The organism is Kitasatospora sp. NPDC088779, from assembly GCF_040685395.1.
Classification (GTDB): Bacteria; Actinomycetota; Actinomycetes; order Streptomycetales; family Streptomycetaceae; genus Kitasatospora.
Map to the genome: position 1 here is coordinate 1 of NZ_JBFBHW010000078.1, position 22,039 is coordinate 22,039.

A 22,039-nucleotide genomic window follows, 5' to 3' on the forward strand; every position below is an offset into this window, starting at 1 on the left:
TTATGGTGTCTGTCTTATGCCGTGGCGCCACCCCCCCTCCCCGCCCGGGGTGGTTATCTCCCCCCCCCCCCCGGGGGGGGGGGCGGGCCCCCCCCCCCCCCCCCCCCCACGGCCTTCGTGCTGTTCGCAGTGGAAGAATGGGGCCATGAGCGAGTTCCAGATCCCAGAGCGCCACGCGCGGCTGCTGGCCTACGCGCAGAGCCTGACGCCTCCGGCCGGGTGGAAGATCGAGATCTCCGGCGACGAGATCATCATGATGGCCGGCCCATCGGTGATCCACCAGCGCAACCTGCTGCTCATCCGCGAGCAGTTCGACGCGCGCCGCCCGTCCGACCTGATGCCGAGCGAGAACACCGATCTGGCGTCGCCGAACGTGGGCAAGCTGCGCAACCCCGACCTGACCTACATCCCGATCTCGGTCGTCGAACTGGGCGGCAACGAGGTGCCGGCCGAGGAGGCGGCGATCGCGGTGGAGATCGTCTCGCCGTCGAACCCGGAGAACGACCTGGTCGGCAAGGTGCGCGACTACCCGCAGATGCGGATCCCGCTGTACCTGCTGATCGATCCGCGCAAGGGCGACATCACCCTCTACTCCGAGCCCTCCGACGGCGCCTACCGCCAACGCTGGACCGGCAGCTTCGGCGACCGGGTGCCGATCCCCGCCCCCTTCGGCTTCGAGCTCGCCACCGACGGTCTCATCCGTTACCCGGCCTGACCGATCAGGTCGCCCGGCGGCTGCCGCCGGGCGACCCGCACCGCCCGAGGTGGCACCGTCAGAACAGAAACACCCGGAACAGAAACACCCGGAACAGAAACGCCCGGAACGGCACCGCTCAGAACGGGAAGGCGGTGCGCCCGTGCTGGACGGAGATCCACTTCACGGTGGTGAACGCGTCCACCGTGGACTCCCCGTTGAGCCGCCCGATGCCGGAGTTCTTCTCCCCGCCGAACGGCACCGCCGGCTCGTCGGCGATGGTCCCGCCGTTGACGTGGATCATGCCGGTCTCGATCCGGTGCGCGACCCGGACGCCGCGCTCGACGTCGCCGGTGTGCACCGCGCCGCTGAGCCCGAAGGGGCTGTCGTTGGCGAGCCGGACGGCCTCGTCCTCGCCGTCGAAGGGCACCACGAGGACGACCGGGCCGAAGAGTTCGCGTTGGAGGATCGGCGCGTCCTCGGCCAGCCCGGTGAGGACGACGGGCTCCATCAGGCTGCCGACCGTGGTGCCGCGCAGCAGTGCGGTGGCGCCGGCGGCGATGGCCTGGTCGACCTGGGCGGTGATGGTGTCGGCCTGGACGGGGTTGATCAGCGGGCCGATCTGGGTGGCCGGGTCCTTGGGGTCGCCGACGGTGAGCGAGGAGACCTTCGCGACGAACTTGGCGGTGAACTCGGCCTCGACGGAGCGGTCGACGAGGATGCGGTTGGCGGCCATGCAGACCTGGCCCTGGTGGGCGAAGCGGCTGAACACGGCGGCGTCCACGGCGTAGTCGAGGTCGGCGTCGTCGAGCACGATCAGCGCGCTGTTGCCGCCGAGTTCGAGCACGGTGCGCTTGAAGTTGGCGGCGGCGACGGTGGCGACGTGCCGGCCGATCCGGTCGGAGCCGGTGAAGGCGATGACCTTGGGCACCGGGTGCTCGATGAAGGCGTCGCCGATCTCGGCGATGTCGGTGACCACGACGTTGAACAGCCCGGCCGGCAGGCCCGCCTCCTCGAAGAGCCGGGCGATCAGGGTGCCGCCGACGATCGGGGTCTCCTGGTGCGGCTTGAGCACCACGCCGTTGCCGAGTGCGAGGGCGGGGGCGACGGCCTTGATCGAGAGGTACAGCGGGAAGTTGAACGGGCTGATCACGCCGACGACGCCGACCGGCAGCCGGTAGAGGCGGTTCTCCTGGCCCTGCGTGATCGAGGGCAGCAGCCGGCCCTCCAGGCCCAGGGACACCCGCAGGCAGTCCCGCAGCATGTCCTTGACCAGGGAGAGCTCGAAGGCGGCCTTGAGCGCGGTGCCGCCGAGCTCGGCCATGATGGCGCGGGTGATCTCCTCCTCGCGTTCCTCGATCAGGCGCAGCACGCGTTCGAAGACGAGCCGGCGGGCGTAGGGGGTGGTGGCGGCCCACTGCTTCTGGGCCCGCTCGGCGGCCCGGTAGGCCCGGTCGACCTCGGCGATGGTGGCGACGGTGATGGTGGCGAGCTTGTCGCCGGTGTAGGGGTCGACGTCGACGATGTCCCAGGAGCCGCTGCCGCTGCACCATTCGCCGTCGATGTACTGCAGCGCCAACTCGGAGAAGTACGACATCTGATCCCTCTCGTGCCGGTTCGGGGAACGTCGGCGGGCGAGCCGCTACGGCCCGGTCTGATTGGGCATCATCGTACTGACGTCTCAGAGCTCTTGGCGTACGGAGTACAGGAGCTGCCGGGTCTGTTCGGGGTCGAGGCTGTCGGCGAGCAGCCCTTCCATGGCGTGGCGGTACTCGGCGACCTCGGCCGGCTTGTCGAGGTAGAGCGCGGTGGTGAACTGTTCGACGTAGACGACGTCGGCGAGTTCGGGTTCGGCGAAGCCGAGCACGGTGAAGGCGCCGCTCTCGGCGCTCAGTCCGGCGCAGCCCAGCGGCAGCACCCGGAGCCGGACGTTGGGCAGTTCGCCGAGTTCCAGCAGCCGGTCGATCTGGTTGCGCATCAGCTCGGGGCCGCCCCAGGGGCGGCGCAGCGCGGCCTCGTCGAGGATCGCGAGCAGGCGGGGGCCGCTCTCGGCGGTGAGCAGGGCCTGGCGTTTGAGCCGGACCTCGACGCGGCGTTCGATCTCGCCGGGGTCGGTGACGTGGCCGCCGGCGGCGATGACGGCGCGGGCGTAGTCGGCGGTCTGGAGCAGCCCGTGGACGAACTGGACCTCGTAGCTGCGGATCTCGGCGACGGCTTCTTCCAGGCCGACGTAGTTCTGGAACCAGGCGGGCAGCACGTCGCCGTACTCGTGCCACCAGGAGGTGGCGTTGGCGTCCCGGACGAGTCCGAGGACGGTGGCGCGCTCCTGCTCGGCCTCGACGCCGTACAGGGTGAGCAGGTCGGCGACGTCGCGTTCCTTGAAGCCGACCCGGCCGAGTTCCATCCGGCTGATCTTGGACTCGGAGGCGCGGATCGAGTAGCCGGCCTCCTCGCGGCTGACGCCCCTGGCCTCGCGGAGCTTGCGCAGCTGGGTGCCGAGCAGCAGGCGCCGTACCGTGGCGCCTCCGCTTGTCTGAGTCGTGCTCATCGCGTCAACCTCCGCACTCGCGCAGCAGCCCCCCGGCCGTCGGCGGCAGTCTGCCACCTGGTACCGACGAACAACAGTCCGTCCGGTCAGGCCCTCCCGCGCGGCGTCCGGAACGGGCCTACGGTAGACCCAAGTCCTGGGAAATGTCTGAGAGTTGACACGGCCCTTGACGGGCCTGCCATCTTCGGGGTAAGGCGGCGGACCGCCCGGGGGAACGCGACGGCGCCCGCCCTCCAACTGGTCGGGGAAGAGGGCAGGCGCCAGGAGACCGCGTTGGCCCGGCGACGCTGGCGGGGGCAGCGGGTTGAGCTCCCGGCGATGCGGCACCGGGGGTTCAGGGGGCCGGTCGGCCCGTCAGACGACCAGCGGGCGGTCGGTGGGACGGATCGGGGCCGGCAGTGGGGTCTTGCCGCCGAGGTACTTGTCCACCGCGGCTGCGGCCGAGCGGCCTTCCGCGATGGCCCAGACGATCAGCGACTGACCGCGGCCGGCGTCTCCGCAGACGTACACGCCATCGACATTGGTGGCGAACCGGCCGTCGCGGCCAATGTTACCGCGCGCGTCCAGGTCCACGCCGAGCTGCTCGACCAGGCCGTTGCGGACGTCGGTGCCGGTGAAGCCCATGGCCAGGGTGACGAGCTGCGCCGGGATGGCCCGCTCGGTGCCGGGGACGGGCTCGAAGCGGCCGTCCTTGAACTCGACCTCGACGAGGTGCAGCTCCTGGACGTTGCCGACCGTCTGTCCCTCTTCGGGGGCGGAGCCGGTGAAGTGGGTGGTGTTCACGGAGTAGATCCGCTCGCCGCCCTCCTCGTGCGCGGAGGTGACCTTGTAGGTCATCGGCATGGTCGGCCAGGGCTGGTGGCCGGGGCGCTCCTCGGAGGGCCGCGGCATGATCTCCAGCTGGGTGACGGAGGCCGCGCCCTGGCGGTGGGCGGTGCCGACGCAGTCGGCGCCGGTGTCGCCGCCGCCGATGACGACGACGTGCTTGCCCTTGGCGCTGATCGGCGACTCGACGAAGTCGCCCTCCTGCACCTTGTTGGCCAGCGGCAGGTACTCCATGGCCTGGTGGACGCCCTTGAGCTCGCGCCCGGGCACCGCCAGGTCGCGCGCGGTGGTGGCGCCGGCGGCGACGACGACGGCGTCGAAGCGCTCGCGCAGCTGCTGGCCGGTGATGTCCTCGCCGACGTGCACGCCGGTGCGGAAGCGGGTGCCCTCCGCGCGCATCTGCTCGACGCGGCGGTTGATGTGGCGCTTCTCCATCTTGAACTCGGGGATGCCGTAGCGCAGCAGGCCGCCGACGCGGTCGGCGCGCTCGTACACGACGACGGTGTGCCCGGCCCGGGTGAGCTGCTGGGCGACGGCCAGGCCGGCCGGGCCGGAGCCGACGACGGCGACGGTCTTGCCGGACAGCCGCTCCGGGACCTGCGGCGTGACGCCGCCGCGGTCCCAGGCCTTGTCGATGATGGTGACCTCGACGTTCTTGATGGTCACCGCGTCCTGGTTGATGCCGAGCACGCAGGCCGACTCGCAGGGCGCCGGGCAGAGGCGGCCGGTGAACTCCGGGAAGTTGTTGGTCGCGTGCAGCCGCTCGATCGCGCCGACGAAGTCGTCCCGGTAGGCGAGGTCGTTCCACTCGGGGATGAGGTTCCCGAGCGGGCAGCCGTTGTGGCAGAACGGGATGCCGCAGTCCATGCAGCGGCCGGCCTGCTCGGTGATGATCGGCAGGAGGCTGCGCTCGACGTAGACCTCGTTCCAGTCCCGCAGGCGCACGTCGACGGGGCGCCGCTCGGCCAGCTGCTTGGGCGTGGTCAGGAAGCCCTTGGGGTCAGCCATTAGCCGCCTCCATCATCTTGCGAGTGGTCTCGGCCTCGGAGAGGCCATCGCGCTCAGCGGCGTCCTTGGCGGCGAGCACTGCCTTGTAGTCGGTCGGCATGATCGTGGAGAAGCGGGAGACCCCGCTGCCCCAGTCGGCCAGGAGTTCGGCGGCGACGGTGGAGCCGGTCTCCTCGTAGTGCTGCTGCACGGTCTCGCGCAGCCAGTCGCGGTCGGCGGCGGAGGGGGCCTCGATGCCCACCAGGCCGTCGTTGACGTTCGCGGGGCGCAGGTCCAGGACGTAGGCGATGCCGCCGGACATGCCGGCCGCCAGGTTGCGCCCGGTCTCGCCGAGGATGACGACCCGGCCGCCGGTCATGTACTCCAGGCCGTGGTCGCCCACGCCCTCGACGACCAGGGTGGCGCCGGAGTTGCGGACGGCGAAGCGCTCGCCGGCCTTGCCGCGCAGGTGGATCCGGCCGGAGGTGGCGCCGTAGCCGATGGTGTTGCCGGCGATGACGTGGTTCTGCGCGTCGTTGCCGATGGCCGCGGCGTCGCGGGCCGGGCGGACGATCACGACACCGCCGGAGAGGCCCTTGCCGACGTAGTCGTTGGCGTCGCCCTCCAGCCGCAGGGTCACGCCGCGCGGCACGAAGGCGCCGAAGGACTGCCCGGCGGAGCCGGTGAAGGTGACGTCGATGGTGCCCTCGGGCAGGCCCTCGCCGCGGTAGCGCTTGGTCACCTCGTGGCCGAGCATGGTGCCGACGGTGCGGTTGACGTTGCGGATCGGCAGCTGGATGCGGACGGTCTCGCCGCGCTCCAGGGCGTCCTCGGCGAGCGTGATCAGCTGGTTGTCCAGGGCCTTGTCGAGCGCGTGGTCCTGGGAGGTGGTGCGGTGGCGGGCCGCGCCCTCGGGCAGCTGCGGGACGTGGAAGAGCGGGGCCAGGTCGAGCCCGGCGGCCTTCCAGTGGTCGACGGCGGCGGCGGCGTTGATGTGCTCGGCGTGGCCGACGGCCTCCTCGATCGTGCGGAAGCCCAGCTCGGCGAGGATCTCCCGAACCTCCTCGGCGATGAACTCGAAGAAGTTGACCACGAACTCGGGCTTGCCGGAGAAGCGCTCGCGCAGCACCGGGTTCTGGGTGGCGACGCCGACCGGGCAGGTGTCCAGGTGGCAGACGCGCATCATGATGCAGCCGGAGACGACCAGCGGCGCGGTGGCGAAGCCGAACTCCTCGGCGCCGAGCAGCGCGGCGATGACGACGTCGCGGCCGGTCTTGAGCTGGCCGTCGGTCTGCACGACGATGCGGTCGCGCAGGCCGTTGAGCAGCAGGGTCTGCTGGGTCTCGGCGAGGCCGAGCTCCCAGGGGCCGCCCGCGTGCTTCAGCGAGGTCAGCGGGGAGGCGCCGGTACCGCCGTCGTGCCCGGAGACCAGCACCACGTCGGCGTGCGCCTTGGAGACGCCCGCGGCGACCGTGCCGACGCCGACCTCGGACACCAGCTTCACGTGGATGCGGGCGGCCGGGTTGGCGTTCTTGAGGTCGTGGATGAGCTGCGCCAGGTCCTCGATCGAGTAGATGTCGTGGTGCGGCGGCGGCGAGATCAGGCCGACACCCGGGGTGGAGTGCCGGGTCTTGGCGACCCACGGGTAGACCTTGTGGCCGGGCAGCTGGCCGCCCTCGCCGGGCTTGGCGCCCTGGGCCATCTTGATCTGGATGTCGTCGGCGTTGACCAGGTACTCGGAGGTGACGCCGAAGCGGCCGGAGGCGACCTGCTTGATGGCCGAGCGGCGCTGCGGGTCGTACAGGCGGTCCGGGTCCTCGCCGCCCTCGCCGGTGTTGGACTTGCCGCCGAGGCGGTTCATCGCGATGGCGAGGGTCTCGTGCGCCTCCAGGGAGATGGAGCCGTACGACATGGCGCCGGTGGAGAAGCGCTTGACGATCTCGGAGACCGGCTCGACCTCCTCGACCGGGATCGGGGTCCGGCCGAGGGCGTCCAGCTGGAACAGGCCGCGCAGCGTCATCAGGCGGGTGGACTGCTCGTTCACCCGGTCCGTGTACTGCTTGAAGATGTCGTACCGGCGGTTGCGGGTGGAGTGCTGGAGCCGGAAGACGGTGTCCGGGTCGAACAGGTGCGGTTCGCCCTCGCGGCGCCACTGGTACTCGCCGCCGATCTCCAGCGCGCGGTGCGCGGCCGGGATGCCGGAGGCCGGGTAGGCCTTGGCGTGGCGGGCGGCGGTCTCCTTGGCGATCTCCTCCAGGCCGATGCCGCCGAGCTTGGTGGTGGTGCCGGCGAAGTAGCCGTCGACCAGCTCCTGGGAGAGGCCGATGGCCTCGAAGACCTGGGCGCCGCGGTAGGAGGCGACGGTCGAGATGCCCATCTTGGACATGACCTTGAGCACGCCCTTGCCGAGCGCCTTGATCAGGTTCTTGATGGCCTTCTCGGGCTCGACGCCCTGGATGAACACCTTCTGGGCGACGAGGTCCTCGACGGACTCCATGGCCAGGTACGGGTTGACGGCGCCGGCGCCGTAGCCGATCAGCAGCGCGACGTGGTGCACCTCGCGGACGTCGCCGGCCTCGACCAGCAGCGACACCTGGGTGCGCTGCTTGGTGCGGATGAGGTGGTGGTGGATCGCGGAGGTGAGCAGCAGCGAGGGGATCGGGGCGTGCTCGGCGTCGGAGTGCCGGTCGGAGAGCACGACGATCCGGGCGCCGTCGGCGATCGCGGCGTCGGCCTCGGCGGCGATCTCGGCCAGCCGGGCGGCCAGGCCCTGGCCGCCGGCGGCGACCTTGTAGAGGCCGGAGAGCGTGACGGCCTTGAGGCCGGGCTGGTCGCCGTCGTGGTTGATGTGGACGAGCTTGGCCAGCTCGTCGTTGTCGATCACCGGGAAGGTGATGCCGACCGAGCGGCAGGCGGCGGCCTCGGCGGCCAGCAGGTTGCCCTCGGGGCCGAGGTTGCTGAGCAGCGAGGTGACGAGCTCCTCGCGGATGGCGTCCAGCGGCGGGTTGGTGACCTGCGCGAAGAGCTGGACGAAGTAGTCGAAGAGCAGGCGCGGCTTCTCGCTGAGCGCGGCGATCGGCGAGTCGGTGCCCATCGAGCCGAGCGCCTCGCCGCCGGTCTTGGCCATCGGCGCGAGGATGACCCGCAGCTCCTCCTCGGTGTAGCCGAAGGTCTGCTGGCGGCGGGTGACCGAGGCGTGGGTGTGGAAGATGTGCTCGCGCTCGGGCAGCTTGGCGAGCTGGATCTGCCCGGCGGCGACCCACTCCGCGTAGGGGTGCTCGGCGGCGAGGGAGGACTTGATCTCCTCGTCCCCGACGATGCGGCCCTCGGCGGTGTCGACGAGGAACATCCGGCCGGGCTGGAGGCGGCCCTTCTTGGCGACCTTCTCCTGGTCGATGTCGAGCACGCCGACCTCGGAGGAGAGGACGACGAGGCCGTCCTCGGTGATCCAGTAGCGGGCCGGGCGCAGGCCGTTGCGGTCGAGCACGGCGCCGATCTGGGTGCCGTCGGTGAAGGTGACGCAGGCCGGGCCGTCCCAGGGCTCCATCAGGTTGGAGTGGTACTGGTAGAAGGCGCGGCGGGCCGGGTCCATGGTGGCGTGGTTCTCCCACGCCTCCGGGATCATCATCAGCACCGAGTGCGGCAGCGAGCGGCCGCCGAGGTGGAGCAGCTCCAGGACCTCGTCGAAGGAGGCGGAGTCGGAGTGCTCCGGGGTGCAGACCGGGAAGATCCGCTCCAGGCCCCGGCCGTTGCGGTTGGCGGGGATGAGGTCGGTGGCGAGCTGGGACTCGCGGGCGCTCATCCAGTTGCGGTTGCCCTTGACCGTGTTGATCTCGCCGTTGTGGGCGACGAAGCGGTACGGGTGGGCGAGCGGCCAGCTCGGGAAGGTGTTGGTGGAGAAGCGCGAGTGCACCAGGCCGACGGCGGAGGCGTAGGAGCGGTCCGACAGGTCGGGGAAGAAGGGCTCCAGCTGGCCGGTGGTCAGCATGCCCTTGTAGACGATGGTGCGCGCGGACAGCGACGGGAAGTAGACCCCGACCTCGCGCTCGGAGCGCTTGCGGACGACGAAGGCGGTCCGGTCGAGCTCGATCCCGGCCAGGCCCTCCTTGGCGAGGAAGAGCTGCCGGAAGCGCGGCATGACGCCGCGGGCGGTGGCGCCGAGCAGGTCCGGGGTGACGGGGACGTCGCGCCAGCCGAGGACGGTGAGGTCCTCCTCGGCCGCGATGGCCTCGATCCGGGCGACGGCGTCCGCGTCGGCGGCGTCCGCGTCGGGCAGGAAGGCGATGCCGACCGCGTAGGAGCCGGCGGCGGGGAGCTCGAAGTCGACCTTGCCGCGCAGGAAGGCGTCCGGGATCTGGGTGAGGATGCCGGCGCCGTCACCGGAGTCCGGCTCGGCGCCGGTGGCGCCGCGGTGCTCCAGGTTGCGCAGGACGGTCAGCGCCTGTTCGACGATGGTGTGGTCGGCGATGCCGGTCAGCGTGGCGACGAAACCGACGCCGCAGGCGTCGTGCTCGTTTCGCGGGTCGTACAGGCCCTGAGCGGTAGGTCGCGCATCCGGAACGAGCGCGTACGGCTGGCGGGCTGCGCCGGCCTGGGGCTCGTTGGCGGAGTGCATGGATGCAGGCAGCATCGGCTCTCCCGTCGTCGTCTTTCGGCTGTGTGGTGCAAGGAGGGACGACGTTGGCCCTGATGCGATTTCGTGCAAGTTACATGATGCCCAAGATCCCGGGAAGTGGAATATCTCGTCCACATGGCGGACTGATCCGCAGGTCAAGGGGGGAATGAGAGGACGCGCCACAATGCGCGTCCCCTCGATTGTGCCCGGCGGTCGGCCGCCTGAAACAGGGGCGAAACCCGATCGCCACACGGGACGATCAAGGACGCCTGTGAATCGATCCCGAGGGATCACCCACGGATGCGAATCCTCGGCCCCGAGGCCCGAATGGTGAGACTAGGCCAGGCACCACCCGGCAGCCGTGTGCGGAACGTCACGCACTTCCCGGCATAGTCATGCACTCCTCCGGGTCGTCACACACGCCGGCCGACGGCCCAGGCGCCCCGGTGCCTAGCCGACGTGCCCGCCGATCAGCCACCCCAGCAGGTACGTCACCCCGGCCGCCGCCCCGCCCAGCACCAGCTGCCGCAGCCCGCTGAACCACCAGCTGCGCGCCGTCACCCGCGCCACCACCGCGCCGCACAGGAACAGCCCCACCACCGACAGCAGCAGCGCCGGCACCAGCGAGGTCGCCCCCAGCAGGTACGGCAGCAGCGGCAGCAGCGCGCCCACCGCGAAGCAGACGAAGGACGACCCGGCGGCCACCCACGGTGACGGCAGGTCGTTCGGGTCGATGCCCAGCTCCTCCCGGGCGTGGATCTCCAGGGCCTGGTCCGGATTGGCGGACAGCTGCCGGGCCACCTCGTGGGCGAGGTCCGGCTCCACCCCGCGGGCGATGTACAGCTGCGCCAGCTCGGCCAGCTCGCCGTGCGGGTTGCGGCTCAGCTCCAGCCGCTCGGCCTCGATCTCGGCCTGCACCAGCTCGGCCTGCGAGGCCACCGAGGTGTACTCCCCCGCCGCCATCGAGCAGGCGCCGGCCGCCAGCCCGGCGAGCCCGGTCAGCACCACCGTGCCGCTGGACACCGAGCCGCCGACCACGCCGGTCATCAGCGCGAAGTTGGAGACCAGGCCGTCCATCGCCCCGAACACGGCGGGCCGCAGCCAGCCTCCGTTCACGTCCCGGTGGTGCCCGGCAGCGGGTATGCGGGGGTGGTGCCCGGCCTCGGGCTCCAGGGTGGTCGCGCTCACGGCAGTTCCCCTCCGTTCGATTCGTCTGCCCCGACCGTAGACCGTCTGACCTGCGCATTTCCAGCAAAGTAAGGCTGTCCGAACAGCGCTTCGGCCGCCCTGCGCGAGCATCGCGCGGGCGGCCGAAGCGGGGGTAACTCCCAGGTCAGGTCAGGTTCTTGGCACTCTTGTCGGCGCTCTCGACGGCTTCGGAGGCTGCCTCCGCGTCCGCCTTTTCGTCCGCGGACTGAGACAGTTCGGCGGTCTCACCGGCCCCGGCGACCTTCTCGGACGGCGCGGGCTTCCCGGCGGCCTTCTCCGCCGAAGCCGCCTTGCCGGCCTTCTCGGCCCTGCCCGACTTCTCGGACACCGCGGCCTTGCCGGACACCGCGGCCTTCTCGGACGCCGCCGCCTTGTCGGACGGGCCCTGCGCCTCGCCCTCCTCGTCGGCCAGCGGGTCGATGCTCGCCGGGTCCTCCCGGCCGGGCCGCTTCTTGCCGACGACCACCAGGTAGACCACGGCTCCGATGAACACCACGATCGACGTCCAGTCGTTCAGCCGCAGGCCGAAGTAGACGTGCGCCTCGTCGATCCGCAGCCACTCGGTCCAGAACCGGCCCACCGTGTACGCGGCCACGTACAGCGCGAAGGCCCGGCCGTGCCCCAGCTTGAAGCGGCGGTCGGCCCAGATGACCAGCAGCGCGACCCCGACGCACCAGATCGACTCGTACAGGAAGGTCGGGTGGTAGACGCCCTTGACGACCTCGCCGCCCGGCAGCGTCTTGTCGATCTCCAGGCCCCACGGCAGCGTGGTCGGCCGGCCGTACAGCTCCTGGTTGAAGTAGTTGCCCCAGCGGCCCATCGCCTGCGCGAGCGCGATGCCCGGCGCGATGGCGTCCGCGTACGCGGGCAGCGGCACGCCCCGGCGGCGGCAGCCGATCCAGGCCCCGACCGCGCCGAGCGCGACGGCGCCCCAGATGCCGAGGCCGCCCTCCCAGATCTTGAAGGCGTTCCAGGGGTTCTTGCCGGCCCCGAAGTACAGCTGGTGGTCGGTGATCACGTGGTACAGCCGGCCGCCGACCAGGCCGAAGGGCACGGCCCAGACGGCGATGTCGCCGACCGTGTGCTTGGCACCGCCCCGGGCGACCCAGCGCTTGCTGCCGAGCCAGACGGCCACGACGACACCGAGGATGATGCAGAAGGCGTAGGCGCGCAGCGGGACCGGTCCGAGGTACAGGACGCCCCGCGACGGGCTGGGAATGTAGGCGATATCCATGGCGGTTCCGACGCTACAGGGTCTGCGGCCCCTGCTGGGCACCCCCGGGGTCACAGATACCGAACAACGGGCACCGGGAACGGCGCCGCCGCCCCCTCCGGACGGGGAGGAGGCGGCGGCGGTCACCCGGCGGTGTACGGGGCTCAGCCCGCGGTCGGCGACGGGTTGTTGGCCTCCGAGGCGGTGCTGGTGGGCGCCGGGGTCTGCCCGTTGGAGCCCGCGGTGCCCAGCTGCTTGCCCTGGTTGGCGGCGTCGACCCACTTCACCAGGTTCGCCGGGGTGATCTCCTCGGCGCCGTTCTTGGGGTAGATCGGCTGGCCGTTGAGCAGCACGGTCGGGGTGGACTTGTAGCTGGACTTGTCGAAGTCCTGCTGCACGGACGACACCCATCCGCCGTACTTGTTGTCGTTGACGCAGGCCTGGAAGGCGGGCGTGTCGAGACCGTTGACCTGCTTGGCGAGGTTGATCAGGACGGCCTTGTCGCCGAAGGCGTCGCTGGTCTCGTCCGGCTGGTTGCGGTACAGCACGTCGTGGAAGTCCCGGAAGTGCCCGGCGTCCTGGGCGCAGGCCAGCGCGTTGGCGCCGGCCTTGGAGCCCTTGCCCGGGACGGCCCGGTCGATGAACGACACGATGTGGTAGTTGGTGTAGATCTTGCCGGCGTCTTCCAGCTGGTCGACGGTCGAGGAGAACTCGCGCTCGAAGATCCCGCAGGCCGGGCAGCGCGGGTCCTCGTAGACGGTGAGGACGGCCGGGGCGTTGGCCGAGCCGGCCGGGATGACCAGGTTCTTGTCGCCGATCGTCCCGGCGGGGGCGGCGACCGGGGTCTCCGGCTTGGAGCGCTGGTTCTGCACCACGACGCCGGTGACCACGGCGGCGGCGATCACCACGAGCACCGCGCCGCCCACCAACAGCTTCTTCCTGCGCCTGGACGTGGCCTCGTCGGCCGCCCGCTGCTCCAGCATCCGCTCGCGGGCGGTGCGCTTGCCTTCTCGGTTCTTCTCGCTCATTGCCTTGACATCCACAATCGGGGAGGGCCTTCGTGGGGTGGGGTGGGGGTGCGGCGGGGCCGGCCGGTCAGCTCGCCAGCCAGCCGTCCGCCGAGAACCTGGTGCGGGGCCGCCACAGCAGCCACCCGGCCAGCAGGAGGAACCCGGTGTCGCGCAGGATCTCCTGGAGGTACTCGGTCTGCGAGGCGTCGACGTGCCCGCCGCCGCCGAAGCAGCCGCAGTCGATCGAGATGCCGCGCGCCCAGGCGGTGGCGATCCCGGCGATGAAGGTGAGCAGCAGCAGCGCGGAGACGCCGGCGACGATCCGGACGCCGAGGCCGATCACCAGCAGCAGGGCGAGCGCCAGCTCCAGGAAGGGCAGGGCGTAGCCGACCGGCTTGACCAGGCCCTCGGGCAGGATCTCGTAGGCGCGGACGGCCTGGGCGGCCTCCGCCGGGTCGGCGATCTTGGCCAGGCCGGCCCAGCCCCAGACCACCGCGAGGCCGAGCCGGACGACGGTGCCCAGCCACGGACTCCAGGCCTGCACCGGCCGCCGGGCGGGCGGCGCGGGCGCCGTGTCACCGGGCTGCGCTGCCGGGCCGGCCATCAGGGAACCCCCCTCGGGAAACTCGTTCACTTCCTGATGAACCGTAAGGGATGAAGGGCGGTTCCTCCATATTCAGGAATTAAGCCGGATGGGTGACGTCTGGTGATGGTGTGTCCGAATCCGGCGAACGTCCGTTCAGGGGCGGGTGCCCGGGCGGGTGACCGGGTGGGAGGCCGGGCGGGAGGCCGGGCGGGCGCCCCTGGTCGATCAGGTCGGCGCGGCCCTCAGGAGCGGCAGCCGGGCGGGCGGCCGGGGTCGAACAGGTCGGCGCGGCCCTCGTGGTGCGGGTGGGCTGCCCGCTCGGCGGCGTCCCAGCGGGCCGCCTCGGCGCAGGCGTACGCGTCCCGCACGGCCCGCTCGGCACCGCGCTTGGCCAGCGCCTGCCCCACCTCGGTGTGCGCTCCGACGGCGGCGCCGAGCGCCAGCGCGGCGGCGGCCGCCCGCAGCAGAACGGCCCGATGGAGACCCGGCACCGGCTCACTCCTTCGCTCGCTCGGCAACCCCCGTGCACCTCGTTCGTGCACTCGTCCCTCCACTCAACGCCGGTCAACCCCGCCTGATGCGTGTGCCCGTCGCTGTTCACCCGTTCGGGGCCGCGCGAGCGCCGCCGCCCGGCGAGCCGGGCGCACACAAGCGCGACGGCCCGCCGCCCCCGGAGGGAGCGACGGGCCGTCAGGTGGTACGAGGGTCAGCGCCGACGGACGCCCGCCGCCAGCTCGCCGGCCAGGGCGCGCACCGCGTCCAGCGCGGCCGCCTCGTCGTCGCCGGCCTCCAGGATCCGCTTCACGAACGCGGAGCCCACGATCACGCCGTCGGCGAAGCCCGCCACCTCGGCGGCCTGCTCGGGGGTGGAGACGCCGAGGCCGACGCAGACCGGCAGGTCGGTGGTGGCCCGGGTGCGGGCGACCAGGTCCTCGGCAAGCGAACCGACCTGGGCGCGGGTCCCGGTCACGCCCATCACGGCGGCCGCGTAGACGAAGCCGCTGCCGGCCGCGGTGACCTCGGCCAGGCGCGGGTCCTTGCTGCTGGGGGCGACCACGAACACGGTGTCCAGCCCGTGCTCGTCCGCCGCCTTGCGCCACTCCTCGGACTCCTCCACCGGCAGGTCCGGCAGGATGCAGCCGGCGCCGCCCGCGGCCGCGAGGTCGGCGGCGAAGCGCGCGGTGCCGTAGCGGTCGACCGGGTTCCAGTACGTCATCACCAGCACCGCCGCCTCGGGGTGCGCGGTGGCGACCTCCTGGACGGTGCGCAGCACGTCCTTGATCCGCACGCCGCCGCGCAGCGCGATGTCGTCGGCGGTCTGGATGACGGCGCCGTCCAGGACCGGGTCGGAGTGCGGCAGGCCGACCTCGACGATGTCGCAGCCGCCCTCGATCAGCGCGTTGATCGCCCGGATGCCGCCGTCGACGGTCGGGAAGCCGCCCGGCAGGTAGCCGATCAGCGCGGCGCGGTCCTCGGCCTTGGCTGCCGCCAGGATGCCACTGAGCTTCGATGCCATGGTCACTTACCCCCGTGGGCCGCGTCGTGGGCCGAACCGCCGGCCGGCTCGTCGTACAGGCCGAAGTACTCGGCCGCGGTGTGCATGTCCTTGTCGCCGCGCCCGGAGAGCGAGACCAGGATGGTGGCCTCGGGCCCGAGCTCGCGGCCCAGCTCCAGGGCGCCGGCCAGCGCGTGGGCGCTCTCGATGGCCGGGATGATGCCCTCGGTGCGGGACAGCAGCCGCAGCGCCTGCATGGCGGCGTCGTCGGTGACGGGGCGGTACTCGGCCCGTCCGGTGTCCTTCAGCCAGGCGTGCTCCGGGCCGACGCCCGGGTAGTCGAGGCCGGCGGAGATGGAGTGCGACTCGATGGTCTGGCCGTCCTCGTCCTGGAGGACGTAGGTGCGCGAGCCGTGCAGCACGCCGGGGTCGCCCTTGGTGAGGGTGGCGGCGTGCTTGGGAGTGTCGGCGCCCTCGCCGGCGGCCTCGCAGCCGATCAGGCGCACGCCGGCGTCGGGAATGAACTCGTGGAAGATGCCCATCGCGTTGGAGCCGCCGCCGACGCAGGCGACGACGGCGTCGGGCAGCCGCCCGGTGCGGTCGAGCACCTGCTGGCGGGCCTCGACGCCGATGACCCGGTGGAAGTCGCGGACCATCATCGGGAAGGGGTGCGGGCCGGCCACGGTGCCGAACAGGTAGTGGGTGGAGTCCACGTTGGCGACCCAGTCGCGGAACGCCTCGTTGATGGCGTCCTTGAGGGTGCGGCTGCCGGAGGTGACGGACACCACCTCGGCGCCGAGCATCCGCATCCGGGCGACGTTCAGCGCCTGGCGCTGGGTGTCGACCTCGCCCATGTAGATGGTGCAGTCGAAGCCGAACAGGGCGCAGGCGGTGGCGGTGGCCACGCCGTGCTGGCCGGCGCCGGTCTCGGCGATGATCCGGGTCTTGCCCATCCGCCGGGTGAGCAGGGCCTGGCCCAGCACGTTGTTGATCTTGTGCGAGCCGGTGTGGTTGAGGTCCTCGCGCTTGAGCAGGACGCGCGCGCCGCCCGCCTCGGCGGAGAAGCGGTGCACGTCGGTCAGCGGGCTCGGGCGGCCGGTGTAGTCCTTGAGCAGGCCGTCGAGTTCGGCGGCGAAGGCCGGGTCGGCCTTGGCCTTCTCGTACTCCTCGGCGACCTGCTCGACGGCGGCGACCAGCGCCTCGGGGATGAAGCGGCCGCCGTAGGCACCGAAGTAGCCTCGGGCGTCCGGCACCTGGGCGCCGGGCAGGTAGTCCTTCGCGGACTTTTCGGACATGGTGGAGTCCTTTGGGAGATGACGACAGGGACGTCTCGTGGCTGGGCTCAGCCGGATGTCCGTCGCCATCGGCGGCCCGGCACCTGCCCGGGCTCGCAGCCGATCACGTAGCGCACCCGCCGCCCCAGCACCCGGCGTGCGGGCGCGCGGCAGCCGCGCGGGCGGCAACCGGGGGCGAGGCGGGTGGCGATCTTCATGTCGGCGGGTCAGTCCTTGTGCCGGACGGCGGGGTGGGCGCCGGCCGCGACCAGGTCGGCGACCGCGGCGCGCGGGTCCTTGCCGGTCACCAGGGACTCGCCGACCAGGACGGCGTCGGCGCCCAGGTTGGCGTAGGAGATCACGTCCAGCGGGCCGCGCACGCCGGACTCGGCGATCTTGACGACGCTGTCCGGGATGGCGTGGACGACGTTGCCGAAGGTGTTGCGGTCCACCTCAAGGGTCTTGAGGTTGCGGGCGTTGACGCCGATGATCCGCGCCCCGGCGTCCACCGCGCGCTTGATCTCCTCCTCGTCGTGCACCTCGACCAGCGGGGTGAGGCCGATCGACTCGGCCCGCTCGATCAGCGACACCAGGGCCGACTGGTCGAGGGCGGCGACGATCAGCAGCGCGAGGTCGGCGCCGTGCGCGCGGGCCTCCCACAACTGGTAGGCGGTGACGATGAAGTCCTTGCGCAGCAGCGGGGTGTCCACCGCCGCGCGGACGGCGTCCAGGTCGGCCAGCGAGCCGCCGAAACGGCGCTGCTCGGTGAGCACGCTGATCGCGGCGGCGCCGCCGGCCGCGTAGTCGCTCGCCAGGGCGGCCGGGTCGGCGATCGCGGCCAGCGCGCCCTTGGACGGGCTGGAGCGCTTCACCTCGCAGATCACCCGGACCCCGTCGCCCTTGAGCGCGGCGACGCCGTCCTTGGCCTCGGGGGCCTTGGCGGCGAGTTCCTTCAGCTGGTCCAGGGAGACCCGGGCCTGCCGTTCGGCGAGGTCCTCGCGGACCCCGTCGATGATCGTGTCGAGCACACTCATGCGCACACCTCGCTTCGCTCAGCAGGCGCTGCGCGCAACACGCACCTGTCAATGGTTCGCTCGCTCACGCGAAGTGCCCCCAACATTTCTGTTCGTTCGCCGGCGACGAGCCGTCCGGGCGGTGGCCCGGCGGCACTTCGATGGTATCGGCACCCGGGGGCGCGGGGCGCATCCGCCCGGTGTGCGTCTCGCGTGCCGGACGCCCCCCTGGGCGGCTCCCAACTGCGGTTTCACCGGTTCTCCGGCACCGCCCGGACGTGCGGCGCGGACCAAGTGGACCGATGTACGGGCCCCGCTGTGGACCGGTGCGCCAGCCTGCGCGGGTCGCTACCCGTCGGCGCGGGCGATCAAACCAGCAGGGGCGCCAGCCCCGCCCCGACGGGCAGGTTGCGCACCACCGTGAACACCAGCAACAGCAGGAGGACCAGCACCCAGCGCCGGGCCCCGAGCGGGGCCCTGGGCCGCGGCCCGCCGCCGGTCAGCGCGGCCCAGGCCCAGCGCAGCCACAGCAGCGCCAGGACGCCGAACAGCAGGACGGCCGCGGCGTTGTCGTGCAGCGCGCCGGTGAAGTCCCCGTGGGCCAGCGCGTGGACGCAGCGCAGCCCCCCGCAGCCGGGGCACCACCAGCCGGTGGCGGCCAGGAAGGGGCAGTCGGGGTAGTGCCCGGGGGTGTTCGGGTCCACCGCGGCGACGTAGACGGCGGGAACGGCCACCGCCGCCAGCGCGGCCAGCGGCGGCCCCAGCCGGCGCAGGACGGGCGGCAGGGCGGAGGTGGTGGAGGCGGAGGTCACGCCCCGATTCTGCCCGGGCCGGGCCCGGACAGAACGAAACGGCGGGCGTGGCGCGCCCGCCGTTCGGTACTGCTACGAGTCGGTACTGCTACGAGTCGTACTGCTACGAGTCGTATCTACTGCGAGTCGTATCTACTGCGAGGAGTCCGTCGTCAGGCGGCGACGGCGGCCCGGGCCGCGCGCTGCTCCTCGTGCGAGGCGTACACGTTGGCGCTCGGCTGCTGGCCCATGCCCGCCATCGACATGGCCTTGCCGACCACACCGCCGGCCAGGATGACCGCGATGCCGGCCCAGACCAGCATCACCGACGGGAGGATCATCGCGACCCCCGCGATCCCGAAACCGATGAACGTGATGGTCACGCCGGTCCAGGCGGCGGTGGTGTGACCGTGTGCTGCTGCTGCCATCTGAGTGGTGCTCCTAGCCTCTCGGGGCCCGGCCGGGCCTGCGGGGCCGCCGGCGGGTTGACGGGTTCCATTGTGCCGGGCCACACACCGGCGGCCCAAAGCGGGTGGCGGGTCTATCGCGTCACACCGGCGCCGGGGCCCGTTGAGGGCTGCTGAGGCCCGCTGGGGCCCGAAGCCTGGGCCCGCCCGGGCCCGGCGCTCAAGGCCGGCGCCCAGACCCCGCGCTCAGACCGTGGTCGGGTCCTCGCCCCGGTCCAGCGCCTTCCACAGGTCGGCCGGGGTGTCGCTCTTCGCCGGGGCCTTGCGGGTGGGCGCCTCGTAGCGGCTGCCCATGGCCGGCCAGCTCCGGCCGTAGCGGAGGGTGAGCAGCCCGGCGACGGCCAGCAGCAGCCCGCCGGCCAGCGCCACCCAGGGCCAGCCGGTGTGGCCGACCTCGGTGGCCGCCGAGCCGGACAGCGCCAGCTTGCGGGCCGCCTCGGCGTCCAGCGCGGCGGTGTCCCCGGCGCCCGCGGCCGAGGCGGCGGCCGCGCCGAGGCCCGCCAGCAGGGTCAGCGCGCCGACCGCGAGCCGGCCCGCGCCGCGCACCGCGAACACCGCGACGGCCGCCGCGAGCCCCACCAGGGCGAGCCCGCCCGGGAGTTCGGAGATCGCGCCGCCGGAGACGGACACCGCCAGGGTGCCGGCCCGGCCCTCGGACCAGACCCGGCCGACGGCGGTCAGCACCAGCACGGCGCTCAGCACGGTCAGCAGGAGCATCACGCCGAGCGTCCGGCGGCCCGACGCGGGGGCCGGCGGGGCGGGTACGGGGGTCTGGTCAGGTGCGCTCACCCGTCCACTATCCCCCGCCCGGCGTCCGGCCCCGCACCCGGGGTGGGCGGCCCGGCCGGGAACTCGTCCGTCCGCAGCACCAGCGTCCGCCCGGCGAGCGGCAGGAAGAGATCGTTGCCGAACGGCACCCGCTCCGCCTCCCGGTACCCGTCGTCGACGGACGGCGCGGTGTGCACGGTGCAGGCCGCCGCCGCCGGGTCGACCACCACGTACAGCGGGATCCCGCTGCGCGCGTACGCCAGCGCCGCCGCGGCCAGGTGCGACCGGGCCACCTCCAGGACGGCCTCGACGGCGCCCTGGGGGTACCGGCCCCGGCCGTCGGGCTCCGCCCCCGGGGCGGTCACCGTCAGGTCGGGGATCAGGTCGGGGGCCCCGGCCGGGGCGTCGATCACGGCGCCGGACAGCACCCGGCCGTGCCCGCCCAACTGGTCCTCGATCTGGGCGGCCGCATCGAGCACCACCACCCGCCGCAGTTCGTCGGGCGACACCTCGGACATCCCGGCCGCCTCCCTCGACGACTGACGACACTGACGACTTACGACTGGTGACTCACGACAGTTCCGGCGTCCGCAGCGTATTGGCGGTGGCGACGGCCCGCAGCACGGCGGCCGCCTTGTTGCGGCACTCGGTGTCCTCCCCGTGCGGGTCGGAGTCCGCGACCACGCCCGCGCCGGCCTGCACGAAGGCGGTGCCGTCGCGCAGCACGGCGGTGCGGATCGCGATCGCGGTGTCGGAGTCCCCGGCGAAGTCCAGGTAGCCGACGCAGCCGCCGTACAGGCCGCGGCGGGTGGGCTCCAGCTCCTCGATGATCCGCATCGCGCGGGGCTTGGGCGCGCCGGAGAGGGTACCGGCCGGGAAGCAGGCGGTCAGCACGTCGAAGGCGGTCCGCCCGGGCGCCACCCGGCCGGTGACGGTGGAGACGATGTGCATCACGTGGCTGTAGCGCTCGATGTGCATGAAGTCGACCACCTCCACGCTGCCCGGCTCGCAGACCCGGCCCAGGTCGTTGCGGCCCAGGTCGACCAGCATCAGGTGCTCGGCCCGCTCCTTGGGGTCGGCGAGCAGCTCGGCGGCCAGCGCCGCGTCCTCGTGCGGGGTGGCGCCGCGGTGCCTCGTCCCGGCGATCGGGTGCACCATCGCCTCGCCGCCGGTCACCTTGACCAGCGCCTCCGGGCTGGAGCCGACCACGTCGAAGCCGCCCTCGGCGGTGCCGTCCGGCCCCGGGAAGCGGAACAGGTACATGTACGGGCTGGGGTTGGTGGTGCGCAGCACGCGGTACACGTCCAGCGCCGAGGCCGGGCAGGGCGCCTCGAAGCGCTGCGAGGGGACGACCTGGAAGGCCTCGCCGGCCCGGATCCGCTCCTTGACCACCTCCACCGCCGCCCGGTACGGCGCGCCGCCGAACGGGGAGCGGGCCTCGCCCGGCCCGGCCGGGGTGAAGGTGGCCAGGCCCGGGTCGACCGGCTTGAGCAGGTCGGCCTCCATGGCGTCCAGCCGGGCCACCGCGTCCGCGTAGGCCTCGTCCACGCCGCTGGCGAGGTCGTTGTGGTTGACGGCGTTGGCGATCAGCAGCACCGTGCCGTCGACGTGGTCGAGCACGGCGAGGTCGGTGGCGAGCAGCATGGTCAGCTCGGGCAGCCGCAGGTCGTCCGGGTTGAGGTCGGGCAGCTTCTCCAGCCGGCGGACGACGTCGTAGCCCAGGTAGCCGACCAGGCCGCCGGTGAGCGGCGGCAGGCCGTCGTCGTCGCGGCGCGGGGTGTGCAGCGCCTCCAGCGCGGCGCGCAGCACCTGCAAGGGGTCGCCGCCGGTCGGGATGCCGACCGGCGGGGTGCCCAGCCAGCGGGCCTCGCCGTCCTCCCCGACGGTGAGGACGGCGGCGCTGCGGACGCCGACGAAGGAGTAGCGCGACCAGCTGCGGCCCTGCTCGGCGGACTCCAGCAGGAAGGTGCCGGGCCGCTCCTCGGCGAGGCTGCGGTACAGGCCGATCGGGGTGAGACCGTCCGCGAGGAGCCTGCGGGTGACCGGGATGACCCGGGTGTCGACGGCGAGCTTGCGGAAGGCTTCGAGATCCATGGCGAGCGGCACCTTCTGGAGTTCCGGCAGGAGGAGTGGGCGGAGGGGTCAGGCGAGCGGGAGCACGTCGGCGTCGAAGCAGGTGCGGTCGCCGGTGTGGCAGGCGGCACCGGTCTGGTCGACCTTCACCAGCAGGGTGTCGCCGTCGCAGTCCAGCGCCACCGACTTGACCGCCTGGGCGTGGCCGGAGGTGTCGCCCTTCACCCAGTACTCGCGGCGGCTGCGGCTCCAGTAGGTGCAGCGGCCGGTGGTGAGCGTGCGGTGCAGCGCCTCGTCGTCCATCCAGCCCAGCATCAGCACCTCGCCGGTGTCGTACTGCTGCGCGATCGCCGGGAGCAGGCCGTCCTCGGTGCGCTTGAGGCGCGCGGCGATCTCGGGGGCCAGGGCGGTGGTGCCGGGGGTGGCGGGTGTGGTGGACATGGGGCCATTGTTGCAGTCCGGCCCGCCGCC

The 22,039-nt window shown here is 72.5% G+C and carries 20 protein-coding genes; 1 reads left to right on the forward strand and 19 read right to left on the reverse strand.

Annotated elements, in window-relative coordinates; all coding sequences use genetic code 11:
- The first annotated feature begins 145 nt into the window (after positions 1-145).
- Positions 146-715, forward strand: a complete 570-nt coding sequence (locus AB0P03_RS38650) for a Uma2 family endonuclease (RefSeq protein WP_363633378.1) — start codon at positions 146-148, stop codon at positions 713-715.
- A 118-nt stretch (positions 716-833) separates the two neighbouring features.
- On the opposite strand, the gene AB0P03_RS38655 is transcribed toward AB0P03_RS38650, so the two are convergent.
- The 19 genes from AB0P03_RS38655 to hisI form a co-directional block, all read right to left on the reverse strand.
- A complete protein-coding gene (locus tag AB0P03_RS38655) occupies positions 834-2,291 on the reverse strand; it encodes an aldehyde dehydrogenase family protein (protein WP_363582786.1) in 1,458 nt (485 codons plus the stop codon).
- A gap of 84 nt (positions 2,292-2,375) precedes the next feature.
- Positions 2,376-3,242, reverse strand: a complete 867-nt coding sequence (locus tag AB0P03_RS38660) for a helix-turn-helix transcriptional regulator (protein ID WP_363368552.1) — start codon at positions 3,240-3,242, stop codon at positions 2,376-2,378.
- A 354-nt stretch (positions 3,243-3,596) separates the two neighbouring features.
- The gene (locus AB0P03_RS38665; protein WP_363582788.1) at positions 3,597-5,075 is read right to left on the reverse strand and encodes a glutamate synthase subunit beta; all 1,479 of its coding nucleotides are present in this window, start codon (positions 5,073-5,075) and stop codon (positions 3,597-3,599) included.
- The gene (gene gltB, locus AB0P03_RS38670) at positions 5,068-9,669 is read right to left on the reverse strand and encodes a glutamate synthase large subunit (RefSeq protein ID WP_363633392.1); all 4,602 of its coding nucleotides are present in this window, start codon (positions 9,667-9,669) and stop codon (positions 5,068-5,070) included. The genes AB0P03_RS38665 and gltB overlap by 8 nt, the downstream gene beginning before the upstream one ends.
- 450 nt (positions 9,670-10,119) lie before the next feature.
- Positions 10,120-10,842 (reverse strand): VIT1/CCC1 transporter family protein, encoded by a 723-nt coding sequence (locus AB0P03_RS38675; RefSeq protein ID WP_363583022.1) that lies wholly within the window; start codon positions 10,840-10,842, stop codon positions 10,120-10,122.
- 160 nt (positions 10,843-11,002) lie between these two features.
- Positions 11,003-12,112, reverse strand: coding sequence for a prolipoprotein diacylglyceryl transferase (gene lgt / locus AB0P03_RS38680; protein WP_363633379.1), 1,110 nt, complete (start codon positions 12,110-12,112; stop codon positions 11,003-11,005).
- A gap of 143 nt (positions 12,113-12,255) precedes the next feature.
- Complete coding sequence (locus AB0P03_RS38685) at positions 12,256-13,119, reverse strand: thioredoxin domain-containing protein (protein WP_363582792.1); 864 nt, start codon at positions 13,117-13,119, stop codon at positions 12,256-12,258.
- A 67-nt stretch (positions 13,120-13,186) separates the two neighbouring features.
- On the reverse strand, positions 13,187-13,705 hold the full coding sequence (locus AB0P03_RS38690; RefSeq protein WP_363582794.1) for a MauE/DoxX family redox-associated membrane protein: 519 nt from the start codon (positions 13,703-13,705) through the stop codon (positions 13,187-13,189).
- A 224-nt stretch (positions 13,706-13,929) separates the two neighbouring features.
- A complete protein-coding gene (locus tag AB0P03_RS38695) occupies positions 13,930-14,178 on the reverse strand; it encodes a hypothetical protein (RefSeq protein ID WP_350885697.1) in 249 nt (82 codons plus the stop codon).
- Between the two features lie 215 nt (positions 14,179-14,393).
- Positions 14,394-15,203, reverse strand: coding sequence for a tryptophan synthase subunit alpha (gene trpA, locus AB0P03_RS38700; protein WP_363582796.1), 810 nt, complete (start codon positions 15,201-15,203; stop codon positions 14,394-14,396).
- Positions 15,204-15,205: 2 nt separating this feature from the next.
- On the reverse strand, positions 15,206-16,477 hold the full coding sequence (gene trpB, locus AB0P03_RS38705) for a tryptophan synthase subunit beta (RefSeq protein ID WP_363582798.1): 1,272 nt from the start codon (positions 16,475-16,477) through the stop codon (positions 15,206-15,208).
- 47 nt (positions 16,478-16,524) lie between these two features.
- Positions 16,525-16,674 carry a hypothetical protein gene (locus AB0P03_RS38710; RefSeq protein WP_167745855.1) on the reverse strand — a complete coding sequence of 50 codons (150 nt, stop codon included), beginning with the start codon at positions 16,672-16,674 and terminating at the stop codon, positions 16,525-16,527.
- A gap of 9 nt (positions 16,675-16,683) precedes the next feature.
- Positions 16,684-17,490, reverse strand: coding sequence for an indole-3-glycerol phosphate synthase TrpC (gene trpC, locus AB0P03_RS38715; protein ID WP_363633381.1), 807 nt, complete (start codon positions 17,488-17,490; stop codon positions 16,684-16,686).
- A gap of 347 nt (positions 17,491-17,837) precedes the next feature.
- Entirely contained in the window at positions 17,838-18,281 is a 444-nt protein-coding gene (locus AB0P03_RS38720; RefSeq protein WP_363633383.1) for a DUF2752 domain-containing protein, read from the reverse strand.
- Positions 18,282-18,433: 152 nt separating this feature from the next.
- The gene (locus AB0P03_RS38725; RefSeq protein ID WP_063347169.1) at positions 18,434-18,688 is read right to left on the reverse strand and encodes an HGxxPAAW family protein; all 255 of its coding nucleotides are present in this window, start codon (positions 18,686-18,688) and stop codon (positions 18,434-18,436) included.
- A gap of 225 nt (positions 18,689-18,913) precedes the next feature.
- On the reverse strand, positions 18,914-19,516 hold the full coding sequence (locus tag AB0P03_RS38730) for a TIGR02234 family membrane protein (RefSeq protein ID WP_363582804.1): 603 nt from the start codon (positions 19,514-19,516) through the stop codon (positions 18,914-18,916).
- Entirely contained in the window at positions 19,513-20,013 is a 501-nt protein-coding gene (locus tag AB0P03_RS38735; RefSeq protein WP_363582806.1) for a Uma2 family endonuclease, read from the reverse strand. Before AB0P03_RS38735 ends, AB0P03_RS38730 begins: the two co-directional genes overlap by 4 nt.
- A 52-nt stretch (positions 20,014-20,065) precedes the next feature.
- Entirely contained in the window at positions 20,066-21,589 is a 1,524-nt protein-coding gene (locus AB0P03_RS38740; protein WP_363582808.1) for an anthranilate synthase component I, read from the reverse strand.
- A 48-nt stretch (positions 21,590-21,637) separates the two neighbouring features.
- Positions 21,638-22,009: a phosphoribosyl-AMP cyclohydrolase gene (hisI, locus tag AB0P03_RS38745; RefSeq protein ID WP_063347172.1), complete on the reverse strand. Its 372-nt coding sequence runs from the start codon at positions 22,007-22,009 to the stop codon at positions 21,638-21,640.
- Between the last annotated feature and the right edge of the window lie 30 nt (positions 22,010-22,039).